This window comes from Streptomyces sp. NPDC057307 (assembly GCF_042667665.1).
In the GTDB taxonomy this organism is placed as follows: domain Bacteria; phylum Actinomycetota; class Actinomycetes; order Streptomycetales; family Streptomycetaceae; genus Streptomyces.
Window position 1 is genome coordinate 31,347 of sequence record NZ_JBHUZM010000019.1, and the last position, 17,934, is coordinate 49,280.

Here is a 17,934-nt window from a genome sequence, read left to right on the forward strand (position 1 = left end):
AACACCGCGGCGTACTCGGCGCCGCTCTGCCCCCGGTCGCCCCGGCCTCGATCACGCCATCTTCCGCCGCGCCACCTGTCGTTCCACCCTCTGTAACGCTGCCGCCTGTCGCGCATCCGTACTCCCGCCCTACGCCGTCGTGCCCCCGAGCGGCAGCAGCGTAAGTACAGGTCAGGGCCCATCCGCAGGGCCCACGGACCTACGCGGGGGCCCGGTCCCGGCCGAACCGGCAGGTGTTCATCTGCCGGTTGACCACGGTCCGTTCAAGGGCCACCCACCGTCCAGCGGACGCAGTGCCCGGAGCTCTCTGATCAGTGCGCGGACGGCGATCGTCGTCGCCAGCTCGGGCGTCGTGACGTAACCGACGGAGCGGGTGGGCCGCCCGGGGCCGAGGTCGGTGGTCTCGGTGGTGAGCGGCGCGCGTGTCAGTGAGAGCGCGGGCATGATCGCCATGCCGAGTCCGCTGCCCACGATCGAAAGCACCGCCCCGTCGTCCTCCGCCTGGACGGTCGCGTACGGGATCCAGTCCTGCTCCGCCCACCAAGTCCGGGTGTACGACGAGCAGTTCTCGGTCCAGTCGACCAGCGGCAGCGAGCGCGGGTCCGGATGGCCGGCCGGGTGCACCAGGGCGTACGGCTCCTCCAGGAGTACGTCTCCGATCAGGCCGGGCGGCACCGGCGAACCGGTGCCGATCGTCGCGATCCCCACGTCCGCGCGCCCCTCGGCCACTTCACCCGCCGTGCCGGGGCCGACCTCTCTGACCACCCGTACCGTCGGTTCGATCCCGGGATGCCGCGCGGCGAGCCCTTCCAGCGCGCGCGGCAGCAGATGCAGGGCGGCGCTGCGGAAGGCGGCGATGCGCAACGGCCCCGCGACGGTGTCGCCGCCGTCTGCGCCCGCTCCGGCTCCACGCGCCTCCGCGGCGAGCGTGTCCAGCATCCGGAGTACCCGCCGGGCGTGCGCGACGGCCCGGGTGCCCGCCGCCGTGGGGCGCGCCCCGTACCGGCCACGCTCGAAGAGCACGGCGCCCACCTTGCGTTCGATGCCGCGCACCGCGTGGGAGACGGCGGACTGCGTCATGCCGAGCGTGCCGGCCGCGGCGGAGAAGCCGCCCTCGACGGCGACGGCCACGAGGGTGCGCAGCTCCTGCGGCGAGAGGTCCGCGGCGGCGGGGGTGGACGTCGGCGGGGGCGTGGTGACGGGCACGGTCAAGGGCGCGGTCAAGGGGGCTCCTGCCTGCGGGTATGAGGACGCTTCATGGATGAGGTCGTTCCATGAGCGCAACCCTCTGCCCGGCCGTCGCATTCCTCCCTACGGTCACGTCCCATGACCGCATCCACCGCCCTCACCAGCGCCGCCTCCACCGCCGCCACCGCGCTCACCGTGCACCAGATCGCCCGCCCGACCGGCTTCCCCACTCCCGGCCACTTCCGCTTCGTCGAGTCGCCCATCCCCCAACCCGCCCCCGGCACAGCCCTGGTGGAGAACCTCCACTGGTCCGTCGACCCGTACCACCGCGAGATGATGGACGGCGACTTCGAGCTGAACTCCCCGCTGGAGGGCCGCACCCTCGGCCGGGTGATCGACTCCCGCGACCCGGCGCTCCCGGAGGGCGAGATCGTCCTCCACCGGCACGGCTGGCGCACCCACTCCGTCGTACGCCCCGACGAGACGAGGCGCCTCCCGCATCACGACGGTGTCCCCCTCTGCGCCCATCTGAGCATCCTCGGCGGCACCGGCCTCACGGCGTACGTCGGACTCACCCGGATCGCCCAACTCCGCGAAGGGGAGGACCTGTTCGTCTCGGCGGCGGCCGGCGGCGTCGGTACGGCCACCGGGCGGCTCGCCCGGCTGATGGGCGCCGGACGGCTCGTCGGCAGCGCGGGCACCCCGGCGAAGGTGGCGTATCTGAAGGAACGGGTCGGCTACGACGAGGCGTTCGACTATCACGCCGGCCCCGTCGCCGACCTCCTGACGAAGGCCGCGCCGACCGGCATCGACGTGTACGTCGACAACGTCGGGGGCGAGCACCTGGGCGCGGCGATCGGCGCGCTCCGCGAACGCGGCCGGGTGGTACGGGTCGGCACGGTCGGCCAGTACAACACCCCGGACGCGCCACCGGTGCGGTTCGACCACGCCGACGTGGTGGAGAAGAGCCTGCGGATGGAGGGCTTCCTGGTGCGCAACTACCGTGACGTACAGGAGGAGTTGTACGAGTTCGCCGTACCGCGTCTGATCGACGGACAACTCGCCCTGGACGAGACGGTCGTGGAGGGCTTCGACCGGATCGTGGACGCGTCCCTGTCCATGCTGCGCGGCGGAAACACCGGCAAGATGATCGTGAGCCGGGTCTGAGGGAGGCCGATCCGGCCTCCTGGGCGGCGGCCGGCCTCAGGACTCGTACGCCGGAAGGTCTCGCGCGGCGAGCAGCGCGCGTACGGTCCCAAGTCCGCGTACGGTTCTGGACCCGCGTACGGCTCCGGGGGCGTCCCCCGGCTCCCCGGCGAGCTGATCGACCACGACGCCGCACCCCACCCAGGTCGCCCCGCACTCCTCGACCCGCAGACCGCCGTGACGCCCTCGCCCCGGAACGGCGCGACGAGGCCGGCCACCACCGCGGCGAGGGCCTCGGCATCCCGGAAGATCGCCCGGATTCCGCGTAACCGCCTCGCTGCAGAATCGTTCAACCAGGCATCGTGCGCGTAAGCATCCGATCCCCTGATGCTCACGCGCACGGCTGAGGGCCGACCCGACCTAGCGACGGGCCGGCCCTCGTGCGATGCGGAGCCGTCCACCATCTGAGCGGCGCATCGGAGCGCACGTCGACTCGGTGCCGCCGTGGATCCCGGCGCGGGGGCGGGCCCGGCACGCGACGGTGGCTTGGGTGGTCTCGCCGGCGGAACCGCTGCGGGCTCCCTGAGGGGCGGGAGGGCTCAAGTCGCGGATCACGGAGGCCGGTTCAGGCGCGACATGTCACTTGCCACGCTACGTTTACAGCCGTAACCTTGCAGCCGTAAGCACATGCCGCGAATCTCGGCGGATGCCGGGGCTGCGACGCCCCGTCGGCGCATGACACGTGAGAGAAGGAAGACGTTGATCACCACACGACGTAAGCACTGGAAGGCCATCGGCATCGCCGTCATCGGCGCGACGGCGGCCCTGGCCGTCCAGCCGACGGCAGTGGCGAACGCGGCGGGTCCGGCGGCAGCGGCGGGCCCGGTGCAGGCGGCGGACGCGGCGCAGGCGAGCGGTCGCGGCTACCAGGAATGCCGGGGCGTGACCGTCGACAAGGACGCCCCCGTGATCAGCACATCCAGCGTCCTCATCAAGGCGCCGCTGAAGACCGTCTGGCGACTGCACACGGACATCGACAACTGGTCCTCCTGGATACCGGAGATCACCCCGGCCGAGAAGAAGACGCCGGGCCCGCTGCGGCCGGGTTCGGTCTTCGCGTGGTCACCGCAGAACATGCAGGTCACGTCCACGGTCAAGACGGTCGAGTCCCGGCGCTGCACCGCGTGGGGCGGGCCCGTGAACGGCATCGACGGTGTCCACCTGTTCACCTTCCGGCCGGTCAGGGGCGGCGTACTCGCCACCACCGAGGAGTCCTGGGCGGGCGCCCCCGTCGAGGCCGACATCCCGGGCAGCCAAGGCAGCCTCGACGCGGGCCTCAAGGACTGGATGCAGCGCCTGAAGGACACCGCCGAGACGTACGACGACTGCAACTGACGCGGAACTCCCGACCGCAGCGCACCGCCGCCGCCCGCCACCCCCAGGTCCTCCGACCCGGGCGCGTGGCGGGCGGTGCCGCGTGGCCGCCGCCCCGGTGACGTACGCCCGCGCTCGATCAGTCCGTCTCGATCAGCCGCCCCAGTCAGTCCGTGAAGTGCGCGAGCGCGGTGATGACACGTTCGGCGATGTCCGGCGGCCAGCGGAACGAGGGCGAAACCGCGCGCTGGTGAGCGAGACCGTGCAGTCCGAGCCACAGCGCGACCGCGTCGGCGGGCAGGTCGGTGCTGGTCGCGACGCCGGCGGTGACACAGCCCTCAAGGCCCTCGGCGAGACGCCGCATGCTCGCGTCGCCGAGCGTGGCCACGTCCTCCTCGGTCACTGAACTGGCGTTCAGATCAGGGTTCCAGAGCCCCCCGAACATGATGCGGTAGCGCCCGGGATGGGCGAGGGCGAACTCCAGATAGGCGTGGCACAAGGCCATCAGCCGCGCGCGGGGTTCGTCGCCCGCGGCGTCCACGGCGGTGCGCAGCCATTCATCCAGATCCGTGAAGGCGTCGCGCACCACGGCCAGCATGATGGCGGGCTGGTCCGGGAAGTGGCGGTAGATCGAAGGGGCGGCGATCCCGACACGGCGCGCGACGGAGCGCAGCGTGATGGCGCCCTCGTCGCCGGTCTCCTCAAGCAGCCCGACCGCCGCGGCCACGATCTCTTCGCGCAGCCGAGCGCCCTCCCCGCGGCGGTTGCGGACGCGGGTGTGTGTCGCCGATGTGTCTTCTGCCATGGCGTTACCTTACAGCGCGAAACTTATAGGCGCTCTTCTCTTGCGCCCGATCGACTAACAGTCGTAGCCTTACGATCGTTAGCAAGGTCGAGCGAAGAGGAACCCACCATGAACACCAGCACTGTTACGAGCGGCACCGTTACGAGCAGCGTCACCGAGATCGTCGTGCCCGGGAAGGTCGAGCCGGAGGGTCTTGAGATCCGGACGCGTGAGCTGCCGGAGCCGGCCGCGGGCCAGGTGGTGCTGCGGATGGAGGCGACGGGGGTCGCGTTCGCCGAGCAGCAGATGCGGCGGGGCAAGTACTACGACCAGCCGCCGTTCCCGTTCGTCCTCGGGTACGACGTGGTGGGCACCGTGACCGCGACGGGGCCCGGTGTGGACGCGGGGCTGGTGGGGCGGCGGTTCGCGGCGGTCACCAAGACGGGCGCGTGGGCCAGCCGGCTGCTGGTCGACGCCGCGGAGCTGATGCCGGTGCCCGACGGCGTGGACCCGGCCGCCGCGGAGACCGTCCTGGTCAACGGGATCACCGCCTGGCAGATGCTCCACCGGATCGCCAAGGTCCGCCCGGGCGGCACCATCGTGGTCCTGGGCGCCAACGGCGGCGTCGGCTCCACCCTCGTCCAGCTCGCCCGGCACGCCGGCATCACCGTGATCGGCACGGCCTCCCCCCGCCACCACACCACCGTGCGCGCCCTCGGCACCACCCCGGTCGACTACCACGACCCCCACATGTACCGGCAGATCACCGACCTCGCCCCCAACGGCGTCGACGCCGTCTTCGACCACGTCGGCGGCCCGGCGCTCGAACAGTCCTGGCAACTCCTGCGCAAGGGCGGCACCCTCGTCTCCTACGGCACGGCCGCCACCAAGGACGACACCGGCAACTCACGCCTGCCCGTGCTCACGTCCTTCGCCCGCCTCGCCACCTGGAACGCCCTGCCCAACGGCCGCAGCGCGCACTTCTACAACTACTGGGCCGGCAAGCGCTGCACCAAGTGGCAGGCCCGGCTCAACGAAGACCTCACCCAGGTCCTGAACCTGGTCGCCGCCGGCCACCTGGTCCCCCAGATCGCCGCCCGCATCCCCCTCTCCGACGCCGCGACCGCCCTCACGCTCGCCGAATCCCGCACCGTACTCGGCAAAGTGATCATCGTCCCCGACCCCCACGACGCGTGAACACCCGGCCGAACTCCACGAACAGCCCGCCCCTGCCCCGGAGACGCCCCTCATGACCATCACCCTGCCCACCCCCACCCCCACCGCCCCTCGCACCGACGACCGGATCAACAACACCGCGGTCTACGTCAGTTTCGGACTCGCGTACGTCTTCGGCCACGGCAGCGCCGCGCTCTCCGGGGGCGCAACCCCCGTACTGGACATGCCCAGTTGGCTCCCCATGGCACTGCTCGGAACCGGCCTCGCGACCGGCACCGTCCTGGCCACCCTCGCCGCCCTCCGAGCCCAACGCGACGCCACCGGCCCGGAGATACTCAGCGGCCGGCTCCTCGGCCTCTCCTGGATCGTGGCCTTCGCCGCCCTGTTCCTGACCATCACCGGCCTCACGTCCGCCACCGGCTCGCCCGACCTGGCCGACCTGCTCTGGCCCGCCGGCTCCGGCCTCATGGTCGGCCTGATCTACATCGCCGAGGGCGCCGTACGCCGCAACGTCCTGCACTACAGCCTCGGCACCTGGCTCGCCCTGATCTCCACGGCCGCGCTCTCCCTCGGCACCCCCGGCCTCTACTGGGTCCTCACCCTCGCGGGCGGCGGCGGCTACGCGACAGCCACCCTCCTCGAACACCGCCGCCTCGCCACGCGGTGATCCTCCCGGGACGGCTGAAAGGCGCCCCCCGCGCGTCGGGGCCCGATCTGCGCGGACCGCCTGACCGAACGGATGCTCCACGCCACAATGGGCGGCATCAACGCCCTTACCTGGGAGCCGACTTGAGCGTCCTGGAATTTATCGCTTCCCTGAAGTGGCCCATTACCGTTCTGCTACTCGTCGGCCTGGCAAGTTGGAGGCTTCGTCGCAGCCCAGATCTCGGCAACGCCATCAGGGCACTGATCGGAAGCCGCAGCATCCGCCTGAACATCGCCGGCCAAGAGGTCGAACTCGGGGAGGCGGCCGGCGCCGCTACGTTCGCTGCGGCGCCCGACGAAGCGCTCGCTGAAGCCGGCAGCCGGCGAGACGCGGAACAGGACATCACGGAGATCCGGCGCGAGGCCGTCGAAGAAGCGATGAACGCGGCAGCTCTCTACGGGTGGAACGAGGCGCGGTCCGGCGCTGCGAGACTGCCCGAGCTATCTCTGCAATGGGATGAAAGCGGCCGGCCGGAGATGGGCGTGAAACCCATGATGATCACCCCGATCCTTGTGAAGGTGGGCGGTCTGGTGACGCCGGGCCCAAGCCCCTTCACACGCCGCCGCCCAGACGCCGGCGCCCCTCCTGGGCAGGAATGAGTCTCATCGAGACCTCCTCGCGGCGCGCCGAGCACCGTCACCACCGCCCTGGCCGCCCTCAACTGCGGCCTTCGCGCACCCACAGCATCACGGAGGCGGTGAGACGATGCCGAGCGTGACCGAACCGACCATCACCCTGTTCAGCTCCAGCCTGCTGTCCAAGTGGGGGTTCAACGACGGCGACGACCCCGAGCTGTGGCTCGCCTGGTGCGAGACGCGGGGCATCGACCACAACGCGTTCGACTTCCCGTGGGCCGCCCTCGTCCGCAAGTACCTCGTCCCCGTGATCGAGCAGGACATCACCGTCGTGAACATCGGGACCATGCACAACCCGATCAGGGCCGCGACGGTCGACGGGGCCGACGTGACCGAGGCGTGGTCCGGCCGCGCGCCCGCGCCCATACTCACCCCGGACGCGGTCGACGTGCCGATGCCCGAGGTGCTGCGTCTCGCACTGAACGAAGCCGGCCTCTCCGAGCCGCCTCCCCACCAAGGCCCCAGCCCGCGCTAGCCCCTGCGGGCGGATCGGCAGGTCCGAGCCTGGACGGCCGCAGCACAGCGACCGGTGAATCGCTCCGCCCTCCTCCGGGAGCACGGGGCGCCTTCGTGCGTCCGGCAGTAGCGTGGGCGGACCACTCTCCGGCGGGGGTAGCTGTGAACACGACACACGAATCCGGCATGGGCGACCGCCTCGCGGAACTGCGGCTGCGACGGAAGATGACGCAAGAGCAGCTGGCAGAGCGTGCCGGCCTCTCGGTCGACGTGGTCCGGAAACTGGAACAGGGCCGTCGGAACTCCGCCAGGCTCTCCACCATCAACGCCCTCGCGAGCGCCCTGGACACCGAACCCAGCTACCTCGTCGGGCAGCCCACGACGTTTGCGGTTCACGACGCGGAGGACGGCCTCCCGTCGGTCCTGGCCTTGAGGGAGGCGGTCTCACCGGTCGCCGAGCTCTTCGGGGGCGACATCGATCCCGAGGACCCGCCCACGATCGAGGAGTTGCGCAAGTCGCTCCGCTCGACGGAGAGCATCCGCAAGGAGGGGCGCATGGGCGAGATCGGGCTCCTCCTTCCGCAACTCATTCGCGACGCGCGCGCTGTCGTGCACGCTTCGACGGGCAGCGACAGGGCCGCGGCCAACTCCGTGCTCGCTGTGGCGTATCAGGTGGCGGCGACGACGCTCACCGGGCTCGGCAAGGAAGACGCCGCGTTCACGGCAATGGAACGTTCGTTGGGTGCGATCCGCGAGTGCGACGACCCGGGCCTTGAGACGATGGCCGCCTCCACCCTGTCCTGGGTGTTCACCAGACAGGGCCGACTTGCGGACGCCGAGCGCGTCGCCCTGGCGCGCGCCGAGAAGATCGAGCCCGGCTTCCGGTCCGCACCGCGGGACCTCGCGTTGTGGGGAATCCTGCTGCTGCGCGCGGCAACGGCCGCTGTGCGGCAGGAGAAACAGACTACGGTGACCGATCTCATGCGGTTGGCGAAAGGCGCGGCCGAGAGCATGGGCGAGGATCGTCTCGTCTACGCGACCCCGTTCGGGCCGACGAACACGGGCATCGCCAACGTCAACTTCCTGGTGGAGATGGAGAAGGCCGACGAGGCGATCGCCGCGGCGCGCACCATCCCCAACCTCGCTTCCCTGCCACCGACTTGGCGTGCTCGATTCCAAGTGGATCGGGCACTCGCCTACAACGACCTCGGCAAGGACCGTGCGGCCGGCCGGGCGTTGCTGCTGGCCGAGGCCGACGCTCCGGAGTGGATGCGGTATCACTCCACCTCGCGGCGCCTGGTGGAAGAGTTGCGGGGGCGCGCCTCCCGGGCGGACACCGAGGTACTGGGCCTGGCCGCCCGACTCGGGCTCGCCGGGTAGGGCGCGCCGTCCTACCGGCTGCGGAATGTGGTACGGCTCGACCCTGGGGTGTGATCGCGCGGATACCTAACGTGGTCGGTCTACCGCGGCGCCGACCAACTCGGCCAGAGGCTTCCGGCGCCGCTCCCACCCCCCAGGGAGCCGACGTTGACTCAACATTCGCCCGCCAAGGGTGCCACCGCCGACCGCCGACCCGCCGCGCGACGCTCAGGCGCAAAGCATCCAGGCCGACTTGGACGCCGCGTACGCCGACATCGCAGCGCGGGCATCGCAGCGTGGGCAACCGCCGGGTACACCATTGCCGCCCGGAACGCTGCGGCAGCGCGGGCGGCAAGCTGATGATCGCGTGCGTCAGGGTTGTACGAGCTCCCCGTCGAGGACTCGCGCGGCAAGCGCTGCCCCGAGCACGGCGTCATCCTGCTCCGGCGCGGCGACCCGATCCGCGCCGAGGACCTGACGCGCGACTATCCCGTCCGCCCGCAGTGACTCACCTTCGGGCCCGCCGACGCCGAGGGCGACGGCCGCCCCCACTGACTCCCTCGTCCCGCTGTCGCTGGGGAGCTCCAGCGAGACGAGGGGCCAAACCCCCGCCCCGGGCACCTTCCAGGCAGTCGGCACCCGGGGCAGGGCGGTAAATCCCGCGCACCATCCAACGCGTAGGAGGGCACGTGAGCACAGCAGCCATCAAGACCGTCAACCTGACGGCGACCCGAGACCCCCAGGCCGTTCTCAACGCGGTCGCGCCGCACATCACGGAACTGACCACGAACATCTTCGACAGCGGCATGAGCCTGTGGGACCGCGAGGTTGCCCTGCTCCTGCGCGACAGCACCATGGTCCGCGACATGGCCGAGCGGATCCTCGGCAACGCCGTCATGTACGTCATGGGATCGATCGAGAACCCGAACGTGCACCTCGGCGTCGGCAAGCTCGTCGACATCGGCGTACACCAGCTGATCCTCGACACGCCCGTCTGGTGGGGCATGTGCCGCCTCTACAACGGCGGCGCGTTCAAGCACCACGCGCCCTTCATCGAACGCCGCAGCGACGGTCTGTGCCTGCGCACGGGTGACTTCCTGCGGTCCGAGGGCTGGGCGATCGACGAGGAACTGTGGGCCATCGACGGGGCGAACTGCTCGCCCTGCGACGACAAGGTCCCCGACAGCCACTGACGCCCCTACCCTGGCTCCCGTCCGCCGCCACCGGCGGGCGGGGGCCGCTGTCCGTCCGCTCACGAAGGAACCCCTGTGCCCGCACTGCACGACATCGCCGCCGAAACCGAACTGTGGGACGCCTACGCGGAGTCCGCGTTCAAGGCCGACGCCGAGCCGGTCTTCCACTGGACGCAGTACGCCGGCCACGGCCCCGGCACCGAGTTGCTCGGCGACCCGAGCACTGTCCTCGAAATCGGGTGCGGCACCGGGCGCGCGCTCGCCCATCTCGCGCAGCGCGGCATCAAGGCCACGGGGGTGGACCTGTCTCCGGTCATGGTCGCCAAGACCCGCGACCGGTGGGCTGAGACCGGCGCCCAGTTCGTGCACGGCGAGGTACTCGACCACCTGACGGACACGACGGACACCTACGACGCGATCTACTCGATCTTCGGCGCCGCGTGGTTCAGCGCCCCGGACAAGTTGTTCCCGCTCGTCCACGAGCGGCTTACCCCAGGCGGCACATTCGTGTTCTCACAGCCGCCGGCCATCCCCGGCGCTTACGGCCCGCAGGGCATGTACAAGGGCGGCTTCGCGGGGAAGGCCATGTTCACCTACCGGTACAGCTACAAGCCCCAGGTCTGGGAGCGGCTGCTCACCCGGGCCGGGTTCCATGAGGCGAACGCCGAGGTCCTCGACGCACCAAAGGCCGACCACATCGGGACCCTCGTCGTGCGCGCCCGCCGTTGACCGCGCACCGCCGGCCCCGGAAACGACTGAAGACCCAGCCGGGACAGCTCCCGAACTGGGCCTTCTTCGTAGGCCGTGTGGGACTCGAACCCACAACCAACGGATTAAAAGTCCGCTGCTCTGCCAATTGAGCTAACGGCCCCTGACGAGTCATCCACGAGCATAGCCCGCCCGGAACGGCGAGCCGATCGGGTATCCCCCCGGTAGGGGTTGGCGCCGGGGTGGTGGGGGTACGGGGCGGGGCCCGTAGCGCAGCCGGGTGGGTGCGGTACGGGCCCCGTCGGGCGTGGACTCAGGGAGTCCGGGGAGGTGGACGGTCAGCCGTTGCGCTTCCAGCGCGGCTTGTCGTCGCGGCGGCCGAACGAGCCCGTGCTCGTGCCCGTGCCGGTCGTGCCTCCGCGGTGGTCGTCGCGACGGCCCGAGGGGCGGTCGTGGCCGCCGGAGCGGAAGCCGCCCGCGGGGCGGTCGTCGCGGCGGTCGCGGTTGAACGGGCGGTCACCGGTGGGACGGTGCTCGCGGCCCTGGAAGGGGCGCGCGCCGTCGCGGCGGTCGCCGCCCGAGGGGCGGTCGTCGCGGCGGTCGCGGTTGAAGCCGCCTTCCTTCCGGTCGTCGCGGCGGAAGCCGCCACTGGCCGGACGGTCGTCACGACGCTGGAAACCGCCACTCGCGGGCCTGTCGTCACGGCGCTGGAAGCCACCGCGGTCACCACTGCCGCCACGGTCGTCACGGCGGTCACGGTTGAAGCCGCCCCGCTCGCCACCACGGTCGTCCCGGCGGTCGTCACGACGCTGGAAACCACCACGGTCGCCGCTGCCGCCGTCGCGCGGGGTGTAACCCTTCGCGCCACCACGGCCGCTGCGCTCGCCGCGGTCGTCCCGACGGTCGTCCCTGCGGCCGTAGTTGCCACGCTCGTCGCGCGGCGCCTGGGCCGGTACGGGCGGCGCCGCCGCCGCTGCCTCGATGGCCGCCGCGGCCTCGGCCGCGACCTCCGCCACCGCTGCCTCCGGGTCGTCCCCACGCTCGCGCGCGGCACGCGCGACGAGGCGGTCGGCCTCTTCGCGCAGTTCGCCGGCCCGGCGCTGGAGGCGCTCCAGCTCCTTGGTCAGGTCGGCGACCTCGCGCTCCGCCTGTTTGGCGGAGTTGTTCGCGGAGTCGGCCTGCACCTCGGTCAGCGAACGGGCGCCGGTGATCTCGGCGACCTCCGGCTCGAACGCGCCGGCACCGGCGACCATGTGACGCGCGGCGTCGACGCCAGCGTCCTCCATCAGCCGGAAGATCTGGCGGCGCTGGTGCGGCAGGGCCAGCGACACGACGACGCCGGACTTGCCGGCGCGCGCCGTACGGCCCGAGCGGTGCAGGTAGTCCTTGTGGTCACCGGCCGGGTCCACGTTCAGGACCAGGTCGATGCCGTCGACGTGGATACCGCGGGCGGCCACGTCGGTCGCGACGAGCGCGTTGACGTAACCCTCCTTGAAGTCCGCGAGCGTCCGGGTGCGCGCGCCCTGCGTCATACCGCCGTGCAGCGCGTCCGCCTTCACACCCGAGTCACGGAGCTGCTCGGCGATACGGTCGGCGCCCAGCTGCGTACGGACGAAGATGATCGTGCGGCCCTTGCGCGCCGCGATCGCCGCCGTGACCGGCGCCTTGTCCTTGGGCTTCACGACGAGCACGTGGTGGCTCATGGTCGTGACGTTGCCCTGCGCGCTGTCGACCTCGTGGTGCACGGGGTTCTTCAGGTAGCGCTTGACCAGCGTGCTGATCTCGTTCTCCATCGTGGCGGAGAAGAGCATGCGCTGGCCGCCGGCCGGCACCAGGTCGAGCAGCTCGGTGACCTCGGGCAGGAAGCCCAGGTCGGACATCTGGTCGGCCTCGTCGAGGATCGCGATCTGGACGTTCTCCAGCGAGCACGCGCCGCGGTTGATGATGTCGCGCAGCCGGCCCGGGGTGGCGACGAGGACGTCGACACCGCGCTCCAGCGCGTAGATCTGGTTGCCCATCGACGTACCGCCGCAGACGACCTTCATCTTCAGGCCGAGTACGTCGCCGTACGGCTGGAGGGCGTCGGCGACCTGCATCGCCAGCTCGCGGGTCGGGGTCAGGATGACGCCGCGGGGCTTCTTCTTCTCGGTGTGGCCCTCGGCGAGCGTGGCCAGCAGCGGCAGACCGAACGCGAGGGTCTTGCCGGAGCCGGTACGGCCGCGGCCCAGGATGTCCTTGCCGGCCAGGGCGTCCGGGATGGTCGCGGCCTGGATCGGGAAGGGCGCGACGACGCCGTTCTGGGTGAGCTTGCGCACGATGCCTTCGGGCAACCCCAGGTCGCCGAAGGTGATTTCGGGGGTCTTCGGGGTGGAGGGGGCCTCGGGGGCCTCGGTCGTCTCGACCGGCTCAGCCACCTCAGCCGTCTCGGTCGTCCCGGTCGTCTCCACGACGACGTCAACAGCCTCTACGGCTACTACGGCCTCTGCCGTGATGCTCTCGATCGAGTCGTCGGAGTCGTTCTCGGGCATGACGGTGTGGTCAGTACTGGAAATGGACATGCGAAATGCGAAACCTTCCGGAGTCTCGGCACGCGCCCAAACTCCGTGATTCGCAATTCGACCGCCTCAATGCGGTCTGCCACGGCAAGGGAGAGTACGCGCCACGCGGCGCTCTTCTGTGTCGGCGCCGGGCAATGATCAAACGATCTACTACCATACGCACCGCTCCCCCTACCTGGCAAACCAACCCCCGCGCGATCCCCGTCACAGCGGCCCCACAGCGGTCCCGGACCGGCGCCACAGCGGCCCAAGACCCGCCCCGGACCCGCCCCGGACCCGCCCCTGACCGGCCCACCGAGTGGCCTCACACCGGCCCCGGCTGCGGCGACGCCGCCGGCTCCTTCCGCATCCCGACCCCGTCGCCCGGCGACAGCGCGTGCGTCCGTACGTCCGCCATCGGCGACGCCGACGGCGGCTCCGGCGGGCCGCTCGGCTCGGGCTGGGTCGGCGGCTCCGGATCGGGGTCCGGCGGGGGCGGCTCGGAGGGCGGCGGCACGGTCCGGGTCGGCTGCTCCGCGGGCGGTACGTCACCGCCGCCCGGCGGCCTCGGCGCCGGCGGAAGCGGCTTGCCGTCCGGGCCCTTCGACGGCTTCGCCGACGGGTCGCCCGACGCCTTCGGGTCGCCCGGCTTCCCCTTCTCGCCGTCCTTGCCGCTGTGCTCGGCGCCCTTCGGCCCCGCGCCGCCCCGGGCGTCGGCCGGCAGGCTCGCGCCGGCGTCCGCCGCCGTACCGCCGTCCTGCTCGGCCTCGGCCCCGCGATCCTCGGCCGATCGCGAGGGGGCCGGCTTCCCTTCGTCGTCGCCGACGCTCATGCAGCCCGTGGAGGTGGCGACCGCCACCGAAGTGACGATCCAGACGGCGATACGGCCGGGGGCGGACAAACGGCCGGGGGCGGACAACTGGCGCACGCGGGGCACCTCCGGGGGCGTAAACGGCTCGCCCGCCGAAGGAGGCCCGACGGCAGGGGAATGATTGCCCTGCTCAACTTCCTTTTCCCCACAAGGGACACGCCCGGCACGCGCCCAAGCCCGCCCGGCCACCTCATGCCGACCCCGTCGGCCGTCGGCCGCCGTCAGCGCGCCCCCAGCTCCCACCCCGCCCACACCGCGCCCAGACCCACCAGCACCGACGCCGTCACATACGCGCCCGCCAGCAGTCCCTTCCCGCGCTCCGCCAGTCGCAACGTCTCGTACGAGAAGGTCGAGTACGTCGTCAGCGCCCCGCACAGCCCCGTACCGATCAGGGCGTACGTCGCCGACGACACCGCCGCCCCGGCCAGCACACCCAGCACCAGACTCCCCGCGACGTTGACGGCGAACGTCCCCCACGGGAAGAGGGTTTCGTGCCACGTCTGCACCGTACGGTCCGTCAGATACCGCAGCGGCGCCCCGATCGCGCCTCCCGCGACCACCAGCAGCCAGTTCACGACGCCGCGCCCCGTGCCACGCCCCGCACCACGGTCCGCCGCGTCACGGTGGCCGTCAGCCACACCGCCGCCAGCGCGCCCACGAGCGTCACGGCCGCGTACCCGAACGCGGCCGGCGCCTCCCCGTGCCGTACCAGCCGCAGGAAGTCCAGCGTGTACGTCGAGAACGTCGTGAAGCCGCCCAGCACCCCCACCCCCAGGAACGGCCGCACCAGCGGATGTACCGGCCGGCCGCCCTCGGAGACCAGCACCATCAGCACGCCGATCAGCCCGCAGCCCACCACGTTCACCACGAACGTCGTCCAGGGGAAGGCGCCGTCGGCGGTGGGCCACAGCCGCCCGGCGCCGTACCGCGCCGTCGCGCCCGCCGCACCGCCCGCGGCGATGACGGCGAGCACCTGCCACAGCCGGTGCCCGGCCGTCTCGGCGCGCTGACCGGGCACCCGCAGATCGACATCGGAGTCGACCGGCTCAACAGGATCGGCATCGGAGCCGGCCGGCTCGGCAGGATCACCCGACCCAACCGGATCACGCGGATCACGCGGATCACCCGGCCCGCCCCGCCCGACCGGATCACCCGGATCGCCCGCCGCGCTCACCCGTACCCCAGCTCGTGCAGCCGCTCGTCGTCGATCCCGAAGTGGTGCGCGATCTCGTGCACCACCGTGATCTCCGTCTCGGCCACCACTTCCTCGCGCGTCTCGCACATCCGCAGCGTCGGCCCCCGGTAGATCGTGATCCGGTCCGGCAGCACCCCCGCGTACCACTCGCCGCGATCGGTCAGCGGGGTCCCCTCGTAGAGCCCCAGCAGGTCGGGGTCGAACTCCTCCCCCGACTCCTTGGCCGAAGCGGGGTCCGGTTCGTCCTCCACGAACACCGCGACGTTGTCCATCAGCCGCATCAGCTCCGGCGGCACCCGGTCCAGCGCCTCGGCCACCAGTTCTTCGAACTCCTCGCGCGTCATCTCCAGCACCCCGCCATTGTCACGCAGGTCCGCGAGATCGCCGCTCGCCGAGATCGCCGTTCGCCAGGAGTCACCCCGACAGGAGTCACCAAGATCCGGGAAAGACGGCGCCCGCGCATGATCGCCCGTCGCCGTGGGCATACGCGCCCAATGGCCCGCGACGTACGCCGTGTCCCGTTCCGCACCGCGATCACCGCGATCGGCCGATTCCAGCGGCACTACCGGTCCCGCGGCGACGGTCCGACCAGCGCCCTCGTCAGCTCCCCGCACCCCTACACCCGCGCGCTCGGCCTCGTCGCCGTGGTGCTGCTCGGCGCCTGGCTCGGGCTGCTGATCGTCGGCAGCGTGCGTACGCCGGTCGGGCCCATGGACACGAAGATGACGCTGCGGCCCTCCCTCACCGGCGGCACGAAGATCAACGTCTCGCCGCTGGGCGCGCTGGAACTCGACTCGCACACGGCCCCGATCCGCCTCGACGTGGACGTCGACCAGCTCGATCCGGTCCGCTCACAGGCCCTCGTCGAGCACCCCGAACGCCTCTCCGGCCTCCAGGAGGAGGTCGGCCACGACGTCGCGGCCGGGACCACCGAGCTGGCCGTACGGTCCTGTGTCGCCGTCGTCTCGGGCGCCACCGCCCTCGGACTGGCCGTCTACCGTCGCCCCCGCCGCGCGCTGGCCGCCGGCGGGCTCGCGCTCGTGCTGCTGAGCGCCGCCGGCATCACCGCGTTCGCGACCTGGAACCCGAAGTCCGTGCTGGAGCCCCGCTTCTCCGGGCTGCTCTCCTCGGCCCCGCAGGTCGTCGGCAGCGCACGCTCGATCGTCACCGAATTCGACGTCTACCAGAAGGAGTTGGCACGGCTCGTCACGAACGTGACCAAGCTGTACGACGCGACGTCGACCCTGCCCTCGTACCAGCCGGACCCCGGCACCCTGCGTGTCCTCCAGGTCTCCGACATCCATCTCAACCCCGCCGCCTGGCACATCATCGGCTCGCTCGTGGAGCAGTACAAGATCGACCTCGTCATCGACTCCGGCGACACCATGGACCACGGCTCGGCCGCCGAGAACAGCTTCCTCGACCCGATCCCCGACCTCGGCGCCCCCTACGTCTGGGTGCGCGGCAACCACGACTCGGCCGCCACCCAGAAGTATCTGGAGGGCCTGAAGAACGTCCATGTCCTCGACAACGGCCGCGCCGTCACCGTCGCCGGGATCCGGGTGGCGGGCACGGGCGATCCGCAGTTCACCCCCGACCGCTCGCTGGCCAACGCCGGTGACCCGGCCGAGGAGATGGCGGGCATCCGGCTGGCGTCGGCCATCCGCGACCAGGAGCGGGCGGGCACCCCGGTGGACATCGCCGTCGCGCACAACCCGATCGCGGCGAAGGAGACCGACGGCACCGTCCCGCTGGTGCTGGCGGGCCATGTCCACCATCGCGACACCGAGATCATGCCGCTCGGCACGCGTCTGAAGATCGAGGGCTCGGCGGGCGGCGGCGGGCTGCGCGCGGTCCAGAACGACAAGCCGGAGAAGGTCCGGGCCTCGCTGCTCTATCTGGACAGCACGACGAAGCGGCTGCAGGCGTGGGACGAGATCACGCTGGGAGGTCTGGGGCTGACGACGGCGGAGGTCAGCCGCCATCTCCCGGAGGAGGCGGGCGTACCGGGCACGGACCCGTCGCCGTCGCCGTTCGGAGCACCGTCGGGATCGTCGTCGAATTCACCGTCGGGATCACCTTCCGGATCGCCCTCCGGAACATCGTCCGCGCCACCCTCGAACGGACCGTCCGGCTCCCGCTCCCCCGCCGCCCCGGCGGGCCCCTCCCCCGCCCCGTAAACCGTTTTGGCGATAGCTCCCCGCATCCCATATGCTTCTCACGTCCCCGACGCGCTAGCAAGCGCCCAGGCGGGCCCTTAGCCCTCATCGTCTAGTGGCCCAGGACGCCGCCCTTTCAAGGCGGTAGCACGGGTTCGAATCCCGTTGGGGGCACGCAACACTGTGTGCGAGACTCGTCTCGCACATTGCTTGGTCCTGTGGAGCAGTTTGGAGTGCTCGCCACCCTGTCAAGGTGGAGGCCGCGGGTTCAAATCCCGTCAGGACCGCTGTGGCTCGTGAGAGCCGCGTGGCTGGGTAGCTCAGTTGGTACGAGCGATCGCCTGAAAAGCGATAGGTCGCCGGTTCGATCCCGGCCCCAGCCACTCTCTTCTTCCTCCGCAGACGCCCCTCCCGAGAACTTCGGCAGGGGCTTCTCACTTGTCCCCG

General features: G+C 71.4%; 18 protein-coding genes and 4 tRNA genes. 14 read left to right on the top strand and 8 right to left on the bottom strand.

The genetic code is table 11. From position 1 onward, the window contains the following. Window positions 1–237 precede the first annotated feature (237 nt). Window positions 238–1,206 (bottom strand): LysR family transcriptional regulator, encoded by a 969-nt coding sequence (locus tag ACFUN8_RS10410; RefSeq protein ID WP_383634352.1) that lies wholly within the window; start codon window positions 1,204–1,206, stop codon window positions 238–240. A gap of 120 nt (window positions 1,207–1,326) precedes the next feature. On the opposite strand from ACFUN8_RS10410, the gene ACFUN8_RS10415 reads away from it, so the two are divergent. Both ACFUN8_RS10415 and ACFUN8_RS10420 read left to right on the top strand, forming a co-directional pair. Continuing rightward, window positions 1,327–2,355 (top strand): NADP-dependent oxidoreductase, encoded by a 1,029-nt coding sequence (locus tag ACFUN8_RS10415; RefSeq protein ID WP_383634264.1) that lies wholly within the window; start codon window positions 1,327–1,329, stop codon window positions 2,353–2,355. 738 nt (window positions 2,356–3,093) lie between these two features. After that, entirely contained in the window at window positions 3,094–3,729 is a 636-nt protein-coding gene (locus ACFUN8_RS10420) for an SRPBCC family protein (RefSeq protein ID WP_383634266.1), read from the top strand. A gap of 145 nt (window positions 3,730–3,874) precedes the next feature. Here ACFUN8_RS10420 and ACFUN8_RS10425 read toward each other — a convergent pair whose 3' ends face one another. After that, complete coding sequence (locus tag ACFUN8_RS10425; protein ID WP_383634268.1) at window positions 3,875–4,513, bottom strand: TetR/AcrR family transcriptional regulator; 639 nt, start codon at window positions 4,511–4,513, stop codon at window positions 3,875–3,877. A gap of 108 nt (window positions 4,514–4,621) precedes the next feature. Between ACFUN8_RS10425 and ACFUN8_RS10430 the strand changes: the two genes are divergently transcribed. The 8 genes from ACFUN8_RS10430 (at window position 4,622) to ACFUN8_RS10465 (ending at window position 10,746) form a co-directional block, all read left to right on the top strand. Next, entirely contained in the window at window positions 4,622–5,689 is a 1,068-nt protein-coding gene (locus ACFUN8_RS10430; RefSeq protein ID WP_383634270.1) for a medium chain dehydrogenase/reductase family protein, read from the top strand. A 52-nt stretch (window positions 5,690–5,741) separates the two neighbouring features. After that, window positions 5,742–6,335: an ABC transporter permease gene (locus ACFUN8_RS10435; RefSeq protein ID WP_383634272.1), complete on the top strand. Its 594-nt coding sequence runs from the start codon at window positions 5,742–5,744 to the stop codon at window positions 6,333–6,335. Window positions 6,336–6,457: 122 nt separating this feature from the next. Then, window positions 6,458–6,973: a hypothetical protein gene (locus ACFUN8_RS10440; protein ID WP_383634274.1), complete on the top strand. Its 516-nt coding sequence runs from the start codon at window positions 6,458–6,460 to the stop codon at window positions 6,971–6,973. 115 nt (window positions 6,974–7,088) lie between these two features. Beyond that, on the top strand, window positions 7,089–7,484 hold the full coding sequence (locus tag ACFUN8_RS10445; protein ID WP_383634276.1) for a hypothetical protein: 396 nt from the start codon (window positions 7,089–7,091) through the stop codon (window positions 7,482–7,484). A gap of 143 nt (window positions 7,485–7,627) precedes the next feature. Continuing rightward, a complete protein-coding gene (locus ACFUN8_RS10450) occupies window positions 7,628–8,845 on the top strand; it encodes a helix-turn-helix domain-containing protein (protein WP_383634278.1) in 1,218 nt (405 codons plus the stop codon). 357 nt (window positions 8,846–9,202) lie between these two features. Further along, entirely contained in the window at window positions 9,203–9,331 is a 129-nt protein-coding gene (locus ACFUN8_RS10455; RefSeq protein ID WP_383634280.1) for a hypothetical protein, read from the top strand. Window positions 9,332–9,513: 182 nt separating this feature from the next. Next, window positions 9,514–10,017 carry a hypothetical protein gene (locus ACFUN8_RS10460; RefSeq protein ID WP_383634282.1) on the top strand — a complete coding sequence of 168 codons (504 nt, stop codon included), beginning with the start codon at window positions 9,514–9,516 and terminating at the stop codon, window positions 10,015–10,017. 75 nt (window positions 10,018–10,092) lie between these two features. Continuing rightward, window positions 10,093–10,746, top strand: coding sequence for a class I SAM-dependent methyltransferase (locus ACFUN8_RS10465; RefSeq protein ID WP_383634284.1), 654 nt, complete (start codon window positions 10,093–10,095; stop codon window positions 10,744–10,746). Between the two features lie 69 nt (window positions 10,747–10,815). Here the strand turns inward: ACFUN8_RS10465 and ACFUN8_RS10470 are convergent. The 6 genes from ACFUN8_RS10470 to ACFUN8_RS10495 all read right to left on the bottom strand — a co-directional run bounded on the left by ACFUN8_RS10470 (window position 10,816) and on the right by ACFUN8_RS10495 (window position 15,681). Further along, window positions 10,816–10,888: transfer RNA gene (locus ACFUN8_RS10470), tRNA-Lys, on the bottom strand. Window positions 10,889–11,063: 175 nt separating this feature from the next. Beyond that, window positions 11,064–13,283, bottom strand: a complete 2,220-nt coding sequence (locus ACFUN8_RS10475; RefSeq protein WP_383634286.1) for a DEAD/DEAH box helicase — start codon at window positions 13,281–13,283, stop codon at window positions 11,064–11,066. Between the two features lie 304 nt (window positions 13,284–13,587). Further along, window positions 13,588–14,190, bottom strand: a complete 603-nt coding sequence (locus tag ACFUN8_RS10480) for a hypothetical protein (protein WP_383634288.1) — start codon at window positions 14,188–14,190, stop codon at window positions 13,588–13,590. Between the two features lie 164 nt (window positions 14,191–14,354). Further along, window positions 14,355–14,708 (bottom strand): fluoride efflux transporter CrcB, encoded by a 354-nt coding sequence (gene crcB, locus ACFUN8_RS10485; RefSeq protein WP_383634290.1) that lies wholly within the window; start codon window positions 14,706–14,708, stop codon window positions 14,355–14,357. Then, window positions 14,705–15,151, bottom strand: coding sequence for a fluoride efflux transporter FluC (locus ACFUN8_RS10490; protein ID WP_383634292.1), 447 nt, complete (start codon window positions 15,149–15,151; stop codon window positions 14,705–14,707). Before ACFUN8_RS10490 ends, crcB begins: the two co-directional genes overlap by 4 nt. 152 nt (window positions 15,152–15,303) lie before the next feature. Next, a complete protein-coding gene (locus tag ACFUN8_RS10495; protein ID WP_382563755.1) occupies window positions 15,304–15,681 on the bottom strand; it encodes a metallopeptidase family protein in 378 nt (125 codons plus the stop codon). Window positions 15,682–15,822: 141 nt separating this feature from the next. Between ACFUN8_RS10495 and ACFUN8_RS10500 the strand changes: the two genes are divergently transcribed. The 4 genes from ACFUN8_RS10500 to ACFUN8_RS10515 all read left to right on the top strand — a co-directional run bounded on the left by ACFUN8_RS10500 (window position 15,823) and on the right by ACFUN8_RS10515 (window position 17,870). Next, on the top strand, window positions 15,823–17,508 hold the full coding sequence (locus ACFUN8_RS10500; RefSeq protein WP_383634294.1) for a metallophosphoesterase: 1,686 nt from the start codon (window positions 15,823–15,825) through the stop codon (window positions 17,506–17,508). A gap of 80 nt (window positions 17,509–17,588) precedes the next feature. Further along, window positions 17,589–17,661, top strand: a tRNA-Glu gene (locus ACFUN8_RS10505). A 38-nt stretch (window positions 17,662–17,699) separates the two neighbouring features. Continuing rightward, a tRNA-Asp gene (locus ACFUN8_RS10510) sits at window positions 17,700–17,774 on the top strand. 22 nt (window positions 17,775–17,796) lie between these two features. Further along, a tRNA-Phe gene (locus ACFUN8_RS10515) sits at window positions 17,797–17,870 on the top strand. Window positions 17,871–17,934: the final 64 nt, after the last annotated feature.